Genomic DNA, 15,576 nt, shown 5'->3' with positions numbered 1-15,576 from the left:
GAACTCTTCTTCACCGGACTGCTGGTCCTGGCGAGCCTCTCCATCGGCTGGGTGTCGCTCGTCGTGGTCTACAACCTCTTCCGCGGCCAGCGCTGACCGCGCGCCGCATGATCGAGATCCCGACCGGCCTCCCCGCGGAGCTCGTCCCGCTCTCCTGGCTCCTCGGGGTCTGGGAGGGCACCGGCGTCGTCGAGTACGCCGTCGGCGAGGAGATGGTGCGCCGCGAGTTCGGCCAGCGCATCAGCTTCAGCCACGACGGCCTGCCCCACCTCAACTACTCCTCCTACGCCTGGCTCGAGGGCGACGACGGGCCCGTGCCGTTCGTCACCGAGACCGGCTACTGGCGGCTGCGACGCCGCGTCACCGACGGCGACCCGGGCCCCGCCATGCTGCCGCCCGCGGGCGAGCGCCCCTTCACCACGGCCGACGAGGTCGAGACCCTCCGCAACGCCGAGGGCGGCTTCGACGTCGAGGTCGCGCTCGTGCATCCCGGCGGCGTCAGCGAGCTGTACGTCGGCCAGGTGAAGAGCGCGCGCATCGACCTCGCGACCGACGCGGTCATGCGCACCGAGGGAGCCAAGGAGTACACGGGCGCCACCCGGCTCTACGGCCTCGTGGAGCGCGACCTCCTCTGGGCGTGGGACATCGCGGCCCTCGGCCAGCCGCTGCGCACGCACGCCTCCGGGCGGGTGGCGCATGTCGACTGACCCGGATCCCGTCCTCCGCTCCCCGTTCCTCGACCTGCCCGGCGCCGTCGCCGCGGAGGGCCCGGACGCCGGCGTGCCCGCGCACATCGGATCGCTCGTCGCGGAGCAGCGCGCCCTCGCCGCCGGCACCGCGGTCGTCGACCTCTCGCACCGGGCGGTCCTCTCCGTCACCGGCGAGGACAGGCTCACGTGGCTCGACTCCATCACCAGCCAGTCGCTCCGCGATCTGGCCCCCGGCGACTCCGCCGAGACCCTCTTCCTCGACCAGAACGGCCGGCTCGAGCACGCGGTCGGCGTGCTCGACGACGGCGTCAGCACGTGGCTCCTCCTGGGCGCGGGAGACGCGGCCGCCCTGCTCGCCTACCTGCAGCGGATGCGCTTCATGCTCCGCGTCGAGCCCGCCGACCGCACAGCCGAGCTCGCGGTGATCGGCACGCTCGGCGAGCCCGACCTGCCCGTCGCCGCGCCCGCCGGGGTGCCGCTCGTCTGGCGGGATCCGTGGGGCGCCGTCGTGCCCGGCGGCCACCAGTACGCGACCTCGGCCGCGCATCCGGCCGCCGGCTGGACCTGGAGCGAGCGGCTCGTCCCGCGCATCGAGCTCCCGGCCCTCGTCGCCCGCGCCGCCGCGGGGGAGCTGCCGGTCGCCGGCGCGCTCGCCGCCGAGGCGCTCCGCATCGCCGCGTGGCGCCCGCGCTTCGCGACCGAGGTCGACGACCGCACCATCCCGCACGAGCTCGACTGGCTGCGCAGCGCCGTCCACCTCAGCAAGGGCTGCTACCGCGGGCAGGAGACGGTCGCCAAGGTGCACAACCTCGGCCGGCCGCCGCGCCGTCTCGTGCTCCTGCACCTCGACGGGTCGGACGCGGTCCTGCCCGGCACCGGATCCGAGGTGCGGCTCCCCGCCGAGCCCGACGGGACCCCCGGCGAGGTCGTCGGCGCCGTCACCTCGAGCGCCCTGCACCACGAGCTCGGTCCCGTCGCGCTCGCCGTGGTGCGCCGCAACGTGGATCCCGCCGCGCAGCTCGAGGTGGTCGCCGACGACGTGCGCGTCCAGGCCGCGCAGGACGTGATCGTGCCCACCGACGCCGGCCGCTCGGCCGACGTCCCCCGCCTGCCGCGGCTCGGTGCGGTCCGCCGCTGAGCGCGCGCGGGAGCGGTCGGCCCGTGCCGCCCGCACCCTGAGGCACCGGGCGGATCCGCGCGCCGCGCTCCTGCGCCTGTGGGGATCCGCGCCCGCCGCCCTGCAGATCGCCATCGCCGCCACGGGTGGCTGGGCCTTCGCGCACCACGTGCTCGGCCACGACACCCCGCTGCTCGCGACGACCGTCACCATCACGAGCCTCGGCTTCGTGCGTGACGCCCGGCCCGTGCGCGTGCTCGAGACGGCGATCGGCATGACCGTGGGCATCACGCTCAGCGAGGTGCTGCTGCTCGGGATCGGGCGGGGAGCGTGGCAGCTGTTCGTCATCATCCTGGCGACGCTGCTGGTCGCGCGGCTGCTGTCGTCGAACGCGGCGTTCGCGGTGGCGGCGGGCGTGCAGGCCGTCCTGGTGGCGCTCCTGCCCGCGCCGCCCGGCGGCGTGTTCGTGCGCAGCGTCGACGGGCTCGTGGGCGGCGCGGTGGCCCTGCTCGCGACGGCGCTCATCCCGAGGGATCCGCGCCGGCAGGCGATCCGCGAGGCCCGCCGCGTCTTCTCCGAGTGCTCGTACGCGCTCACGTCGCTCGTCACGGCGCTGCGGCTCGGCGACGCGACCGCGGCCGACCGCGCGCTCGACCGGCTGCGGCGCACCCAGCCGCTCATCGACGCGTGGAGCGCCGCGGCGGACTCGGCCATCTCGATCGCGCGCATCTCCCCATTCCTCCGCCGTCACCTGCCGGAGCTGCGCGCCCAGCGGCGCGTGCTCGACGGCATGGACCTCGCGGTGCGGAACCTGCGCGTCATCTCGCGGCGCATCGACTTCCTCGTGGTCGACGGGATCCGCCGACCTGTGCTCGCCGAGCTCCTCGCCACCGTCTCGAACGGCGTCAACCTGCTCGGCCAGAGCCTGACCGACCCCTCGGCCGCGCCGCTCGCGCAGCAGAACCTCGTGCTCGTGGCCGTGCGGTTGGATCCGAGGGAGCTCATCCCCGGGGCGCCCGTCGGCGAGGTGATGCTCGTGATGCTGCTGCGTCCGCTCCTCGTCGACCTCCAGGTCGCGGCGGGCGTCGACGCGGAGACCGCCCGGGCGGCGCTGCCGGAGGTCTGACGGCGCGGAGGAGGCCTTGTGCGGTCTCCGCCCGACGATCGTCTGACCGCCCTAGTGTCAGGCCCACCACGGGCACCGGTCCCCGCGGCATCTGCGCATCGACGTGCTCGCACGCCGACCGCCCGTCGTGACGGTCCTGCGGAGAACGTCCCCCCCCCCCCCCGCTCCGGCGGGTCTGACAGGAGCCCCATGCGCATCACGAGACCGACGATCCTCTGCACCCTCGCGGTGCTCGCCATCGCTGCGGCCACCGCATCCCCCGCCGGCGCGGCGGGTCGCGGCACCACGACCGCGCCGTACCGGGTGGAGGCCGCGACCCCCAAGGGGCAGGCCGCGGTCGAGGAGGTCACCGCGGTCCTCGTCGCGCCACAGGGAATCGACCCGAACTACACCCCGGAGGACGTCGCGACGCGGCTCAGCCAGGCGGACGCCTACTACGCGAACGAGACGCACGGCCGCGTGCACATCAACGCCGCCTCCATCAGCGACTGGCAGGTCCCCGACGACCCGAACGTGCGCTGCGACGACTTCGCATCGATCAACGCCTTCGCCCTCCAGTACTCGGGCTTCACGCCCGGTCCGGACAAGCACCTCATGGCGATGGTGCCGGAGAGCCTCTCGTGCGAGCGGTTCTCCAACGCGTCGGAGGGCGAGGGCGTGAACGACGGCGGATTCCTCTTCATCGACGCCGACCTGCCGACCACGATCTCGCACGAGCTGGGGCACAACATGTCGCTGTTCCACGCGTCCTCGGTGCAGTGCTCCGACGCGTGGGATTACGACGAGCACGCCATGCCCGCCTCCTGCGCCCGTGACGAGTACGGGAACGACGCCGACCTGATGGGCCACGCGTACACGTTCCTGCCCTTCACCGCAGGCACGCTCGACCGCCTGGGGCTCATCTCGCATCGCGTCGTGCCCACGTGCGGGGCCGCGCGCCGCGTCACGATAAGCACCATGTCGAGCGGCTTCGACGCCCAGCGGATCATCTCCTGGGCGGATCCTCGGGACCCGTCCGTCAGCTGGTTCGTGCAGTACCGGGACGTCGTGGACGGGCAGGAGTACGCGAACGTCTACGACTCCCCGGCCGCGCCGCACGACGTGCGGCCGTCCGGTGTGCAGCTCTCGAGGACGGATCCGCTGTACCCCGAGGCCACCTCCATCGCCGTGCGGCCGGGGGACACCTCGGAGATGGCCGAGCGCCTCGTGCCGGGTGACGAAGCGGACCTCCGTCACGGCATGTCGGTCCGCGTCGTGAGCATGGACGAGGACGCGCATCGGGCGACGGTCGACGTGACCGTCCCTTGCGGCGCCGGGGGCCGCACCGTCGAGCCGCTGCGGAGCACCACCCCGTCGATGCCGACCGGCGCGATCATGCAGCAGGCTGTGGGCATGCCCCCGATGTGGGGCGCGGACCCGACCGAGGCGTCGGACGCGATGGCGGGGATGGACGGGATGTCCGGCATGGCCTCGATGTCGGGCATGTCGCAGATGCCGGCCATGACGGCGATGCCCGGGGCCTCCACGAGATCGGACGCCGAGTTCCCCGGCCCGCGCTGGAACGTGGCGCGCATCCTCCGGCTGCCGTCCTGATCACCCGGGGCCGGGCGCCCCTGGGATCAGGAGGCGCCCGGCGCCACCGCGGACCACGGCACGGTCAGCTCGCCGAGCCGCCAGCGCGCGTGGCCGCCCTCGACGGGCACGCCGGCGTCGCGCATCCGCCGCACCGCGCCGAGCCACTGCTGGCGCGGCCCGTACACGCCGAGCGGCGCGCTGAGGATCCAGCTCCGGTCGAGCAGGGCCAGCACCCCGTGCACCCGCTCGCCGGGGACGTTGCGGTGGATGAGAGCCTTCGGCAGGCGCTCCGCCACGATCGACGGCAGCTCCAGCCCCGTGAGCCGCAGCGAGATGGTGAGGCTGCGGGGGCCGTCCGCGCGCACGTCGACCCAGCTCGCGATGCGGCCGATCTCGTCGCACGTGCCCTCCACGACGGATCCGCCGGGAGCCAGCCGCGCGGCCATGCGGGCCCAGGCGGCCGGCACCTCCGTCTCGTCGTACTGCCGCAGCACGTTGAACGCGCGGATCACGGTGGCCCGCTCGCCGCCCGGCAGCGGCACCTCGAAGCCGCCGCGGGCGAAGGCCACCCGCTCGCGGGCGGACGCGTCGGGCCATGCCGCGAGCTGCTCGCGCGCCCGCGCGACCCGCCCCGGCTCGATCTCGATGCCCACCACGCGCACGTCCGGCCGCGTCGCGCGCAGCCGCCGGTGCATCTCGAGGGCCGTGATCCCGCTCGCGCCGTAGCCGAGGTCGACCACGAGCGGGTCGGTCGCGAGGCGCAGGGAGTCGAGGGTCGCGATCCACCTGTCGACGCGCCGGAGGCGGTTCGTGTTGGTCGTCCCGCGGGTCACGGAGCCTACGGGGGAGGCGGCGCCGGGCATGGGACCAGTCTCGCATCGCTCGATAGGCTGGTCGCATGGCTGAACCCCGCACCCTCGTGCTGCTGCGTCACGGCAACAGCGACTGGAACCAGAAGAACCTGTTCACCGGATGGGTGGACGTCGAGCTGAGCGAGCAGGGCGTCGCGGAGGGGCAGCGCGCCGGCGAGCTCCTCGCCGAGTCCGGCATCCTCCCCGACGTGCTGCACACCTCCGTCCTCATCCGCGCCATCGACACCGCGAACATCGCGCTCAAGCGCGCCGGCCGCTCGTGGATCCCCGTCCAGCGCACCTGGCGCCTCAACGAGCGCCACTACGGCGCCCTCCAGGGCAAGGACAAGGCGCAGACCCTCGCCGAGTACGGCCCCGAGCAGTTCGCCACCTGGCGCCGCTCGTTCGACGTGCCGCCGCCCCCCATCGCCGACGACGACGAGTACTCGCAGTCGGCCGACCCGCGCTACGCCGACCTCGGCGACGACCTGCCCCGCACCGAGTGCCTCAAGGACGTCATCGAGCGGATGCTGCCCTACTGGGAGTCCGACATCCAGCCCGACCTCGCCTCCGGCCGCACGGTCCTCGTCACGGCGCACGGCAACTCGCTGCGCGCGCTCGTGAAGCACCTCGACGGCATCTCGGACGCGGACATCGCCGAGCTCAACATCCCCACCGGCATCCCACTCGTGTACCGCCTCGACGAGGACTTCCGTCCGCTCGTCCCGGGCGGCGAGTACCTCGACCCCGAGGCGGCCGCAGCAGGTGCCGCGGCCGTCGCCGCGCAGGGCAGCAAGAAGTAGGCCCACCCGCACGGGCGACGAGAGCCCGACCGGATCATCCGGTTGGGCTCTCGTCATGTCACCGCGGCGCGGCGGGCCGGCACTCGGCCGGCGGGCGGGGATCAGCCGTCGGCCTGGACCCAGTCGCCGGTCGCGAGGTACTGCACGGTCTTGGCGATGGACACCGCGTGGTCGGCGAAGCGCTCGTGGTAGCGGCTGGCGAGGGTGGAGTCGACGGTGTCGACGGCCGCGCCCTTCCAGGTCTCGCCGAGCACCTTGTCGAAGACGCTGAGGTGCAGCTCGTCGATGCGGTCGTCGTCGTTGCGGATCTCCTCCGCGAGCTTCGGGTCCTCCGTGGTGAGGAGGTCCGTGAGCTTGCGGGCGATGGCCACGTCGAGCTGGCCGAGCTCGAGGAACGTGGGGCGGAGCGACTTGGGCACCACCTTGTCCGGGAAGCGGTAGCGCGACAGCTGCGCGATGTGCTCGGCGAGGTCGCCCATGCGCTCGAGCGACGCGCTGATGCGGAGGGCGCTCACCACGATGCGGAGGTCGCGCGCCACCGGCTGCTGGCGGGCGAGGATGTTGATGGCCAGCTCGTCGAGGCTCGTGGCGAGCTCGTCGATGCGGCGGTCCTGCTCGATGACCGTCTCGGCGAGGCTGACGTTCGACTCGTTGAACGCGCGGGTCGCGTTCTCGATGGAGATGGCGACGAGCGCGGAGATCTCGATGAGACGCTCCTGCACCTCGTGGAGCTCCTGCTGGAACACTTCGCGCATGGGGGACGTCCTCTCAGTCCGCCCCGCTGCAGGAGGGGCGGGGTGGTTCTCGGGCATGGCGGACCCCGGGCCGGGTCCACGTCCCTCCGACTCTGGTCATGCGAGGTTAACGCACGGTGCCGTCGAGCTGAATTCGTGGCCCCGCCGCCCCGATGCGGCAGGGGGACGGCCGGGACGCCCCGACGCCGTCTCCTAGTGTGGGCGCATGGACACCGGTGCGTTGGTGCTCGTCTGCCTCCTCATCGGTCTGGCGGTCGGCGCGGGATTCGTGTGGCTGCTGCACCACGCGGCGGACCGCGGCGACCGTGCCGTCGAGATCACGAACCCCGTCGTCCCGGACGGCGTCGACCAGGTGCTCGACGCGCTGGAGTCGGCCGGCATCGTGCTCGATCCCTCCAACAACGTGATGAAGGCGTCGCCCGGCGCCATCTCCTCCGGCCTCGTCTTCCACCAGGCGCTCGTGCACCCGGAGCTCGTCGCCATGGTCGACCGCGTGCGCCGGTCCGGCGAGCCGATGGCCGAGGAGGTGTCGCTCGCACGCGGCCCGTTCGGCGCCGCGGAGTTCCAGATGCACGTGCGGGTGGCCCGCCTCGGCACGCGCTACGTGCTCCTCCTCGCGCAGGACCGCACCGAGTCGCACCGGCTCGACCAGGTGCGGCGCGACTTCGTGGCGAACATCAGCCACGAGCTGAAGACGCCCATCGGCGCGGTCGGGCTGCTCGCGGAGGCGCTCGACTCGTGCGCCGACGACGCGGTGCAGGTGCGGCGCTTCGCGGCCCGGCTCACCACGGAGTCGGCGCGGCTCGCGCGGATCACGCAGGAGATCATCGAGCTGTCCAGGCTCGAGGCCGCCAACGCGCTGGAGAAGGCGGAGCCCGTCGACGTCGACCACGTGATCAGCGTCGCGCTCGACCAGGTGCGGCTCGGCGCGGAGCTCCGCGGCATCGAGCTGGCCCGCGGCAAGCGCTCGCGCACCACCGTCTACGGCGACGAGGCCCTCCTCGTGGTGGCGGTCGCGAACCTGTTGAGCAACGCCGTCAACTACTCGCCGGACGGCTCCCGCGTCGGGATCGGCGTGATGCACGAGGACGGCGCCGTCGAGGTCGTGGTCACCGACCAGGGCATCGGCATCCCCGAAGACGAGCAGGGCCGGATCTTCGAGCGCTTCTTCCGCGTCGACCAGGCCCGCGCCCGCGACACCGGGGGCACGGGGCTCGGGCTCAGCATCGTCAAGCACGTCGTGCAGAATCATGGCGGCGACGTGCGGGTCTGGTCCCGTCCCGGCCGCGGCTCGACCTTCACCATCCGCCTCCCCGAGGCATCGCAGACCCCGGCGCTCGCCGGTACGGACATCGGAGAACCAACGTGACACGCATCATGCTCGTCGAGGACGAGGCGTCGCTCAGCGAGCCGCTCGCCTTCCTGCTCCAGCGGGAGGGCTACGAGGTCGACGTCGTCGAGGACGGCCCCGCGGCCGTGGCGGCGTTCGACAAGGACGGCGCGGACCTCATCCTGCTCGACCTCATGCTCCCGGGCCTCCCGGGCACCGAGGTCTGCCGCGAGATCCGCACGCGCTCGGCGGTGCCGATCATCATGCTCACCGCGAAGGACTCCGAGGTGGACATCGTCGTGGGCCTCGAGCTCGGCGCCGACGACTACGTCACCAAGCCGTACTCCACGCGGGAGCTGCTCGCCCGGATCCGCGCCGTGCTCCGCCGCCGCGTCGAGGTCGACGACGAGCCGCTCAACGTGCTCGAGGTCGGGCTCGTCCGCATGGACGTGGAGCGCCACACGGTCGAGGTCGACGGCCGCGAGATCGCCATGCCGCTGAAGGAGTTCGAGCTCCTGGAGCTGCTGCTCCGCAACGCCGGCCGGGTGCTCACGCGCGGCCAGCTCATCGACCGGGTCTGGGGATCCGACTACTTCGGCGACACCAAGACGCTCGACGTGCACATCAAGCGGATCCGCTCCAAGATCGAGCGCGAGCCGTCCGACCCCGTGCTGCTCGTCACCGTGCGCGGTCTCGGCTACCGCTTCGAGGCGTAGCGCGCTCCGCACACGACGAAGGCCCCGTCCCTCAGGGACGGGGCCTTCGTCGTCCAGCCTGCCGCGCGTGCGACCGGCCGATCAGTTCGTGGAGTCGCCCTGGCCCTCGTCGCCCTTGGGGGAGACGGGGGTGGTGGTGACGGTCGTGTCGGGCGTGGACCCGGTCTCGCCGGGCACCAGGTTCGTGTACGTCTCCTGGTCGCCGTTGAGCACGGGCACGTCCATCTCGACGCCCTCGGCGTCGCCGTACTGGATGTAGATCTTCGTGAGCGAACCCGGCTCCGGCTCGACCGTGTCGAACGCGATGCGCTGCGAGTCCTCCGCGCCGAACTTCGTGAGGCCGGGGGCCGCCGTGACCGTGCGGGTCTCGCGGTCGGCGCTGCCCGGGGAGGTCTCGTGCTGGAACGACACCCGCTGGCTGCCGCCCGAGTCGTTCACCAGCGTGACGACGAGGCTCGCGCCGGTGGCGCCGCCGCCCTCGGTGAGGAGGATGGCGTTCCGCACCTCGATGTCGCCGACCGTGGCGTTGAAGCCGTCGCTCGGGTAGTAGGAGATCCGCGTGGCCTGGGGCGTGATGAAGGTGCAGGACGACGTGCCGACCGCGATCAGGGCCGCGAGGACGATGGACGATGCGGTACGCGCTCTCACGGGACCCTCCGGTTGTCGCACGGAGCCGGCGCCGGGGCGTCCGGGGGCGTCCGCGCGTGTATCAGCTGACCCGCCCAGCCTACGGGATCAGGTGCCGACCGGCCGCCCGCGGGGGCGCCCGATCCGGCTGGTACCCTGGGCGGCAGTCCACAGAACGGGGAACCCATGATCTTCGAGGTCGGCGAGACCGTCGTGTACCCGCATCACGGGGCGGCGACCATCATCGAGGTCAAGAAGAGGGTCATCCGCGGCGAGGAGAAGCTGTACCTCAAGCTCGACGTGAACCAGGGCGGCCTGCAGATCGAGGTGCCCGCCGAGAACGTCGACATGGTCGGCGTCCGCGACGTCATCGGGCGCGAGGGCGTGGAGAGCGTGTTCGCGGTGCTCCGGGCGGAGTTCACCGAGGAGCCCACCAACTGGTCGAGGCGCTACAAGGCGAACCTCGAGAAGCTCGCGTCGGGTGACGTGCTGAAGGTGGCCGAGGTCGTTCGCGACCTCTGGCGCCGCAACCAGGATCGCGGCCTGTCCGCGGGCGAGAAGAGCATGCTGCAGAAGGCACGCGGCATCCTCGTGGGCGAGCTCGCCCTCGCGGAGAAGACGGACGAGGAGCACGCGTCCACGCTGCTCGACGAGGTCCTCGCGTCCTGATCCGCCGGCCGGGCACGACCTCTCGGCGTGCTCCGTCCCGGCCGTCGCGCCCCGACCCGCCGGTAGCCTGACCGCATGAGCCACGACCCCGTCGCCCCCTCCGCCCCCGCGATCGTCGACGGGGCGCCGGACGGCCCGCGGCTCGGCGTGATCGTGGTGGCGGCGGGCAACGGCACCCGCCTCGGCGCCGGGATCCCGAAGGCGCTCGTCGAGGTCGGCGGCGCCACGTTGCTGGCCCGCTCCCTGTCCGCGGTCCTCGACCTCGAGGAGGAGGCGCGCGTCGTCGTCGTCGCACCGGCGACGCACCTCGACGAGACGGCCGCCGTCGTCGACGCCGTCGCGGGCGCGGCCCGGTCGTCCGTCGACGTCGTGGTGGGCGGGACGACCCGGCAGGGGTCCGTGCGGGCGGGTCTCGACGCGCTCGCCGCATCCGTCGACACGGTCCTCGTGCACGACGCGGCGCGCGCGCTCACGCCCACCGCGCTCTTCGCCGCGGTCGCCCGGGCCGTGCGCGACGACGGCGCGGGCGTCGTCCCCGGCCTCCCCGTCACCGACACGGTCAAGCGCGTCGGCGCCGCGGGGGAGTGCCTCGGCACGGTCGACCGCAGCGACCTCGTGGGCGTCCAGACCCCGCAGGGCTTCCCGCGCGCCGCCCTCGTCGCCGCGTACGCATCCGCCGCCGCCGAGCACACGGACGACGCGGCGCTCTTCCAGGCCGCGGGCGGCGGGGTCCGCGTGATCCCCGGCGACGCGCTCGCGTTCAAGGTCACCACGGCGTGGGACCTGCGTCGCGCGGAGGAGCTCGTCGCACGCGCGGCGGGGGGCGGATCCGCCGCCGCGCGCCTCCGCTCGGGCATCGGCACCGACGTGCACGCGGTCGACGCGTCGCAGCCGCTCTGGCTCGCGGGCCTGCACTGGCCGGGCGAGGCCGGCCTCGCGGGGCACAGCGACGGCGACGCCGTGAGCCACGCGATGTGCGACGCGCTCCTCTCCGCCGCCGGCCTCGGCGACATCGGCGGGATCTTCGGCACCGACGACCCGGAGCTCGACGGCGCGCACGGCGACGTCTTCCTGCGGCGCACCGCGGAGCTCGTGCGCGGGGCCGGCTTCCGGATCGTCAACGTGGCCGTGCAGGTCATGGCCGTGCGCCCCAAGCTGTCGCCGCGGCGGGCCGAGGCCGAGCGGATCCTCTCCGCCGCCCTCGGCGCGCCCGTCTCGCTCGCGGGCACCACGACGGACGGGCTCGGCTTCACGGGTCGCGGCGACGGAGTCGCCGCGGTCGCGACGGCCCTCGTCGAGCGCGTCTGACGGGGCGCGCCCGGGACGCCGCGGCCCGTCGCATCGGCCGTCACCCGGCGGGGGCGCGGAGGCGCGCTGACTAGGATCTGTGTGTGACCCTGCGCCTCCACGACTCCCGGACGCAGTCCCTGCGGGACTTCGTCCCCCTCGTCGACGGCAGGGTGGGCATCTACGTGTGCGGCCCGACGGTCCAGTCCGCCCCCCACATCGGACACCTCCGCTCCGCCCTCGCGTACGACCAGCTGCGCCGCTGGCTGACCTACCGCGGGCTCGACGTCACGCTCGTGCGCAACGTCACCGACATCGACGACAAGGTCATCGACAACGCCCGCCGTGGTCAGGAGGCGGGCGGCACGGAGGAGTGGTGGGCGCTCGCCTACCGCGTGGAGCTCGAGTTCTCCCGCGCCTACGGCGCCCTCGGGATCCTGCCGCCCAGCTACGAGCCGCGCGCCACCGCCAGCATCGGCGAGATGCAGGTGCTCATCGCGCGCCTCATCGAGCGCGGGCACGCCTACCCCGCTGGCGACGAGTCGGGCGACGTCTACTTCGACACCGCCTCCTGGCCCGAGTACGGCGAGCTCACCCGCCAGCGCGCCGCCGACATGGAGGCCGCGGCCGACGCGGATCCGCGCGCCAAGCGCGACGTGCGCGACTTCGCGCTCTGGAAGGGCGCCAAGCAGGGCGAGCCCGCGAGCGCGTCGTGGCCGTCCCCGTGGGGCGCCGGCCGTCCGGGCTGGCACATCGAGTGCTCCGCCATGTCCACGCGCTACCTCGGCGCCGAGTTCGACATCCACGGCGGCGGCCTCGACCTCCGCTTCCCGCACCACGAGAACGAGCTGGCGCAGTCGCGCGCGGCGGGGGACCCGTTCGCCCGGTACTGGCTGCACAACGGGCTCGTCGCGGTCGCCGGCCAGAAGATGAGCAAGTCGCTCGGCAACTCGCTGTTCGCGGCCGACCTGCTGACCTCGGCCCGTCCCGTCGTCGTCCGCTACTTCCTCGGATCCGCGCACTACCGCTCCACCCTCGAGTTCCACGACGGCGCGCTCGCCGAGGCCGAGGCCGCCCTCGACCGCATCGAGACGTTCCTCGACCGCAGCGCCCGGCGCCTCGCGGGCACGCGCTTCCAGGCCGCGGCCGCTGCCGAGGACGGCGTGCCCGCCGTCGTGCCCGCCGCGTTCGCCGAGGCGATGGACGACGACCTCAGCGTCCCGCAGGCGCTCGCCGTGCTGCACGACGCCGTCCGCGCGGGCAACGCCGCCCTCGACGCCGGCGACCTCCCGGAGGCCGCGTCCCAGCGCGCGGACGTCTCCGCCATGGTGGCGGTGCTCGGCATCGACCCCCTCGCCGACGAATGGCGCACCGCGTCCGACCAGCCCGCGCGCCGTGCGCTGCAGGCGCTGGTCGAGCACCGGATCGCCGAGCGACAGACCGCGCGGGAGGCCAGGGACTTCGCCCTCGCCGACCGCATCAGACAGGAGCTGGCCGAGGCCGGCATCACGATAGAGGACTCGCCCGGCGGGTCGCATTGGAGCATCGATGGCGAATAAGCCCAGCCGATCAGGCGCGGTACGCAAGACCAAGAAGGGCCCGCTCAAGGGATCCGGAGGGCAGGGCAGGCAGGCCCTCGAGGGCAAGAAGCCCACGCCCAAGGCAGAGGACCGGCCGTACCACCCCGCGGGCAAGCGCAAGCTCGCGAAGGACCGGTACGAGGCGGCGTCCGCGGGCGCCAACCGCGGCCGCGACGAGCGCGCCGAGCGCTCGCCCGCACCCCGCTCGGCCCCGCCGCGCGCCCGCGCGACCGACCGGCCCGCGGGTGCGGACGCCCCGCGCGCCCGCCGCGCGAAGCAGCAGGACGAGTCCGAGGTCGTCACCGGCCGCAACTCGGTCGTCGAGGCGCTCCGGGCGAAGATCCCCGCGACCGCCCTCTACATCGCCTCGCGCATCGAGTACGACGACCGCGTCAAGGAGGTGCTGTCGCTCGCCACCGGGCGCGGGATCCCCGTGCTCGAGGTCATGCGACCGGAGCTCGACCGCATCGCCGGCCACGACGCCGTGCACCAGGGCCTCGCGCTCAAGGTGCCGCCGTACGAGTACGCGGACGCGATCGAGCTGCTCGACAAGACGATCTCGCGCGGCCAGCTGCCGCTCATGGTCGCGCTCGACGGCATCACCGACCCGCGCAACCTCGGGGCGATCATCCGCTCGGTCGCCGCGTTCGGCGGCCACGGCGTGATCGTGCCGCAGCGACGCTCGGTCGGCCTCACCGCGAGCGCGTGGAAGACGTCCGCCGGCGCCGCCGCGCGCACGCCCGTCGCCATGGCGTCGAACCTCACGCAGACGCTCAAGGCGCTCAAGCAGCGCGGCGTCTTCGTGGTCGGCCTCGACGGCGGCGGCGACATGTCGCTGCACGAGTTCACGCTCGCCGACCGGCCGATCGTCGTCGTCGTCGGCTCCGAGGGGAAGGGCCTGTCGCGCCTCGTCACCGAGACCTGCGACACCGTCGTGTCCATCCCGATCGGCGCCTCCACCGAGTCGCTCAACGCGGGCATCGCGGCGAGCGTCACGCTGTACGAGATCGGCAAGCTGCGCACGGCGGCCCGCCGCAAGTAGACCATCGCACGCACGAGGAGCCGGGACCCCAGGGTCCCGGCTCCTCGTGCGTGCGGCCTCGGCCAGCGGCGATCAGACCTTCGCGCGCCAGTCCTCGGCGGCCTCTGCCTCGGTGATCGGCACGTCCGACTCGTCCTCGATCACGCCGATCGACTCGGTGGGCGGATCGATGACGGTCGCCTCGTCGCGGCGGTGGCGGAGGATGTCCTGCACGTAGGCCGTGACGGCCTCCGCCAGCGGGATGTCCCGGTTCATCTTCTGCGACATGTACCAGCGGTGCTCCAGCAGCTGGTGGAACACCTCGGCGGGCTCGAGCTTGCCGCGGAGGTCGCGGGGGATCGCGCGCACGACGGGCTCGAAGACGCGGGCGAGCCACTCGTGGGCCACCATCTCCTCGTCGTGGTCCTGCTTGTCGGCCGCCGCGGTGTAGGAGTCGAGGTCGTTGAGCAGGCGCCTGGCCTGGTTCTCCTGCGCGTCCACGCCCGTGAGGCGCAGCAGCCGCCGCTGGTGGTGCCCGGCGTCGACGACCTTGGGCTGGATCCGCACCTGCGAGCCCTCCGCGGTGGTGCGGATGGCGAGCTCCTCGATGTCGAAGCCCAGGTCGTTGAGCCGGTCGACGCGCTCGTTGATGCGCCACCGCTCCGAGGTGGGGAACTCCTCGCGTCCCGTGAGCTCCTTCCAGAGCATCCGGTACTGCGCCACGATGCGCGTGCTCGTCTCGAGCGGGTCGAGCCCCTCCTCGATGCGGCCCCCGGCCTCGAGGTCCATGAGCTCGCCGGCGATGTTGACCCGCGCGATCTCGAGGTCGTTCTCGCGCTGCCCGTTGGAGAGGCCGCCGTTGAAGAGCTTGCCGGTCTCGGCATCCACGAGGTAGGCCGCGAACGCGCCGGCGTCGCGCCGGAAGAGGGTGTTCGAGAGCGAGACGTCGCCCCAGAAGAAGCCGATCATGTGCAGGCGCACCAGGAGCACGGCGAGGGCGTCGACGAGACGCGTCGCCGTGTCGGGCCGGAGCTGCTGGGAGAAGAGCGCCCGGTAGGGCAGCGAGAACTTGAGGTGGCGCGTGACGAGCACCGACTTGAGCGGGTCGCCGTCCTCGTCCGTGCGGTTCGTGATGACCGCGACCGGCTCCACGCACGGGATCTCGAGGCGCTGGAGCGTCCGCAGCATGTCGTACTCGCCGCGGGCCATCTCGTCCGTCGTCTCCTTGATGGCGATCACGTAGCCGGACAGGTTCGCGAACCGCACGAGGTGCCGCGAGATGCCCTTCGGCAGGGTCGCGATGGCCGAGGAGGGCCACTCGTCGAGCGGCAGCTGCCACGGCAGGTCGAGGAGCGCGGGGTCGACCGTCGCCGCGGTGATGTTGAGGGATCCGGCCATGGTGCGACCCT

Annotated in this window: 15 protein-coding genes; 11 read left to right on the top strand and 4 right to left on the bottom strand. The window is 73.2% G+C overall.

Going from position 1 to position 15,576, the window contains the following annotated elements; all coding sequences use genetic code 11:
- Positions 1 to 107: 107 nt before the first annotated feature.
- The 4 genes from PED38_RS03855 to PED38_RS03840 all read left to right on the top strand — a co-directional run bounded on the left by PED38_RS03855 (position 108) and on the right by PED38_RS03840 (position 4,546).
- Positions 108 to 707 carry an FABP family protein gene (locus PED38_RS03855; RefSeq protein ID WP_063071367.1) on the top strand — a complete coding sequence of 200 codons (600 nt, stop codon included), beginning with the start codon at positions 108 to 110 and terminating at the stop codon, positions 705 to 707.
- Positions 697 to 1,848 (top strand): CAF17-like 4Fe-4S cluster assembly/insertion protein YgfZ, encoded by a 1,152-nt coding sequence (ygfZ, locus tag PED38_RS03850; protein WP_270979850.1) that lies wholly within the window; start codon positions 697 to 699, stop codon positions 1,846 to 1,848. Before PED38_RS03855 ends, ygfZ begins: the two co-directional genes overlap by 11 nt.
- Positions 1,832 to 2,953, top strand: a complete 1,122-nt coding sequence (locus tag PED38_RS03845) for an FUSC family protein (protein WP_270979848.1) — start codon at positions 1,832 to 1,834, stop codon at positions 2,951 to 2,953. The genes ygfZ and PED38_RS03845 overlap by 17 nt, the downstream gene beginning before the upstream one ends.
- Positions 2,954 to 3,142: 189 nt before the next feature.
- The gene (locus PED38_RS03840; protein WP_063071370.1) at positions 3,143 to 4,546 is read left to right on the top strand and encodes a hypothetical protein; all 1,404 of its coding nucleotides are present in this window, start codon (positions 3,143 to 3,145) and stop codon (positions 4,544 to 4,546) included.
- Positions 4,547 to 4,572: 26 nt separating this feature from the next.
- On the opposite strand, the gene PED38_RS03835 is transcribed toward PED38_RS03840, so the two are convergent.
- Positions 4,573 to 5,391, bottom strand: a complete 819-nt coding sequence (locus PED38_RS03835) for a class I SAM-dependent methyltransferase (RefSeq protein WP_270979845.1) — start codon at positions 5,389 to 5,391, stop codon at positions 4,573 to 4,575.
- 35 nt (positions 5,392 to 5,426) lie between these two features.
- Here PED38_RS03835 and PED38_RS03830 point away from each other — a divergent pair, with 35 nt between their 5' ends.
- Positions 5,427 to 6,182 (top strand): phosphoglyceromutase, encoded by a 756-nt coding sequence (locus PED38_RS03830; protein ID WP_063071372.1) that lies wholly within the window; start codon positions 5,427 to 5,429, stop codon positions 6,180 to 6,182.
- Between the two features lie 101 nt (positions 6,183 to 6,283).
- Here the strand turns inward: PED38_RS03830 and phoU are convergent, their stop codons facing one another.
- Positions 6,284 to 6,937 carry a phosphate signaling complex protein PhoU gene (gene phoU / locus PED38_RS03825; protein WP_063071373.1) on the bottom strand — a complete coding sequence of 218 codons (654 nt, stop codon included), beginning with the start codon at positions 6,935 to 6,937 and terminating at the stop codon, positions 6,284 to 6,286.
- A 205-nt stretch (positions 6,938 to 7,142) separates the two neighbouring features.
- On the opposite strand from phoU, the gene PED38_RS03820 reads away from it, so the two are divergent.
- Positions 7,143 to 8,306, top strand: a complete 1,164-nt coding sequence (locus PED38_RS03820; RefSeq protein ID WP_063071374.1) for a sensor histidine kinase — start codon at positions 7,143 to 7,145, stop codon at positions 8,304 to 8,306.
- Positions 8,303 to 8,983, top strand: coding sequence for a response regulator transcription factor (locus PED38_RS03815; RefSeq protein ID WP_063071375.1), 681 nt, complete (start codon positions 8,303 to 8,305; stop codon positions 8,981 to 8,983). The genes PED38_RS03820 and PED38_RS03815 overlap by 4 nt, the downstream gene beginning before the upstream one ends.
- Before the next feature lie 81 nt (positions 8,984 to 9,064).
- Here the strand turns inward: PED38_RS03815 and PED38_RS03810 are convergent, their stop codons facing one another.
- Positions 9,065 to 9,631 (bottom strand): hypothetical protein, encoded by a 567-nt coding sequence (locus PED38_RS03810; protein WP_063071376.1) that lies wholly within the window; start codon positions 9,629 to 9,631, stop codon positions 9,065 to 9,067.
- A gap of 165 nt (positions 9,632 to 9,796) precedes the next feature.
- Between PED38_RS03810 and PED38_RS03805 the strand changes: the two genes are divergently transcribed.
- From PED38_RS03805 to rlmB, 4 genes are all read left to right on the top strand, one after another.
- Entirely contained in the window at positions 9,797 to 10,279 is a 483-nt protein-coding gene (locus PED38_RS03805) for a CarD family transcriptional regulator (RefSeq protein WP_045529466.1), read from the top strand.
- A 75-nt stretch (positions 10,280 to 10,354) separates the two neighbouring features.
- The gene (gene ispD, locus PED38_RS03800; RefSeq protein WP_270979842.1) at positions 10,355 to 11,587 is read left to right on the top strand and encodes a 2-C-methyl-D-erythritol 4-phosphate cytidylyltransferase; all 1,233 of its coding nucleotides are present in this window, start codon (positions 10,355 to 10,357) and stop codon (positions 11,585 to 11,587) included.
- An 83-nt stretch (positions 11,588 to 11,670) separates the two neighbouring features.
- A complete protein-coding gene (gene cysS / locus PED38_RS03795) occupies positions 11,671 to 13,125 on the top strand; it encodes a cysteine--tRNA ligase (RefSeq protein WP_270979840.1) in 1,455 nt (484 codons plus the stop codon).
- Positions 13,115 to 14,188 carry a 23S rRNA (guanosine(2251)-2'-O)-methyltransferase RlmB gene (gene rlmB, locus PED38_RS03790; RefSeq protein ID WP_063071379.1) on the top strand — a complete coding sequence of 358 codons (1,074 nt, stop codon included), beginning with the start codon at positions 13,115 to 13,117 and terminating at the stop codon, positions 14,186 to 14,188. The genes cysS and rlmB overlap by 11 nt, the downstream gene beginning before the upstream one ends.
- A gap of 72 nt (positions 14,189 to 14,260) precedes the next feature.
- Here rlmB and PED38_RS03785 read toward each other — a convergent pair whose 3' ends face one another.
- Positions 14,261 to 15,565, bottom strand: coding sequence for a DUF4032 domain-containing protein (locus PED38_RS03785; RefSeq protein ID WP_063071380.1), 1,305 nt, complete (start codon positions 15,563 to 15,565; stop codon positions 14,261 to 14,263).
- Between the last annotated feature and the right edge of the window lie 11 nt (positions 15,566 to 15,576).

The organism is Clavibacter sp. CT19, from assembly GCF_027858075.1.
Taxonomy (GTDB): domain Bacteria; phylum Actinomycetota; class Actinomycetes; order Actinomycetales; family Microbacteriaceae; genus Clavibacter; species Clavibacter tessellarius_A.
This window is presented reverse-complemented; position numbering and strand designations above follow the sequence as displayed.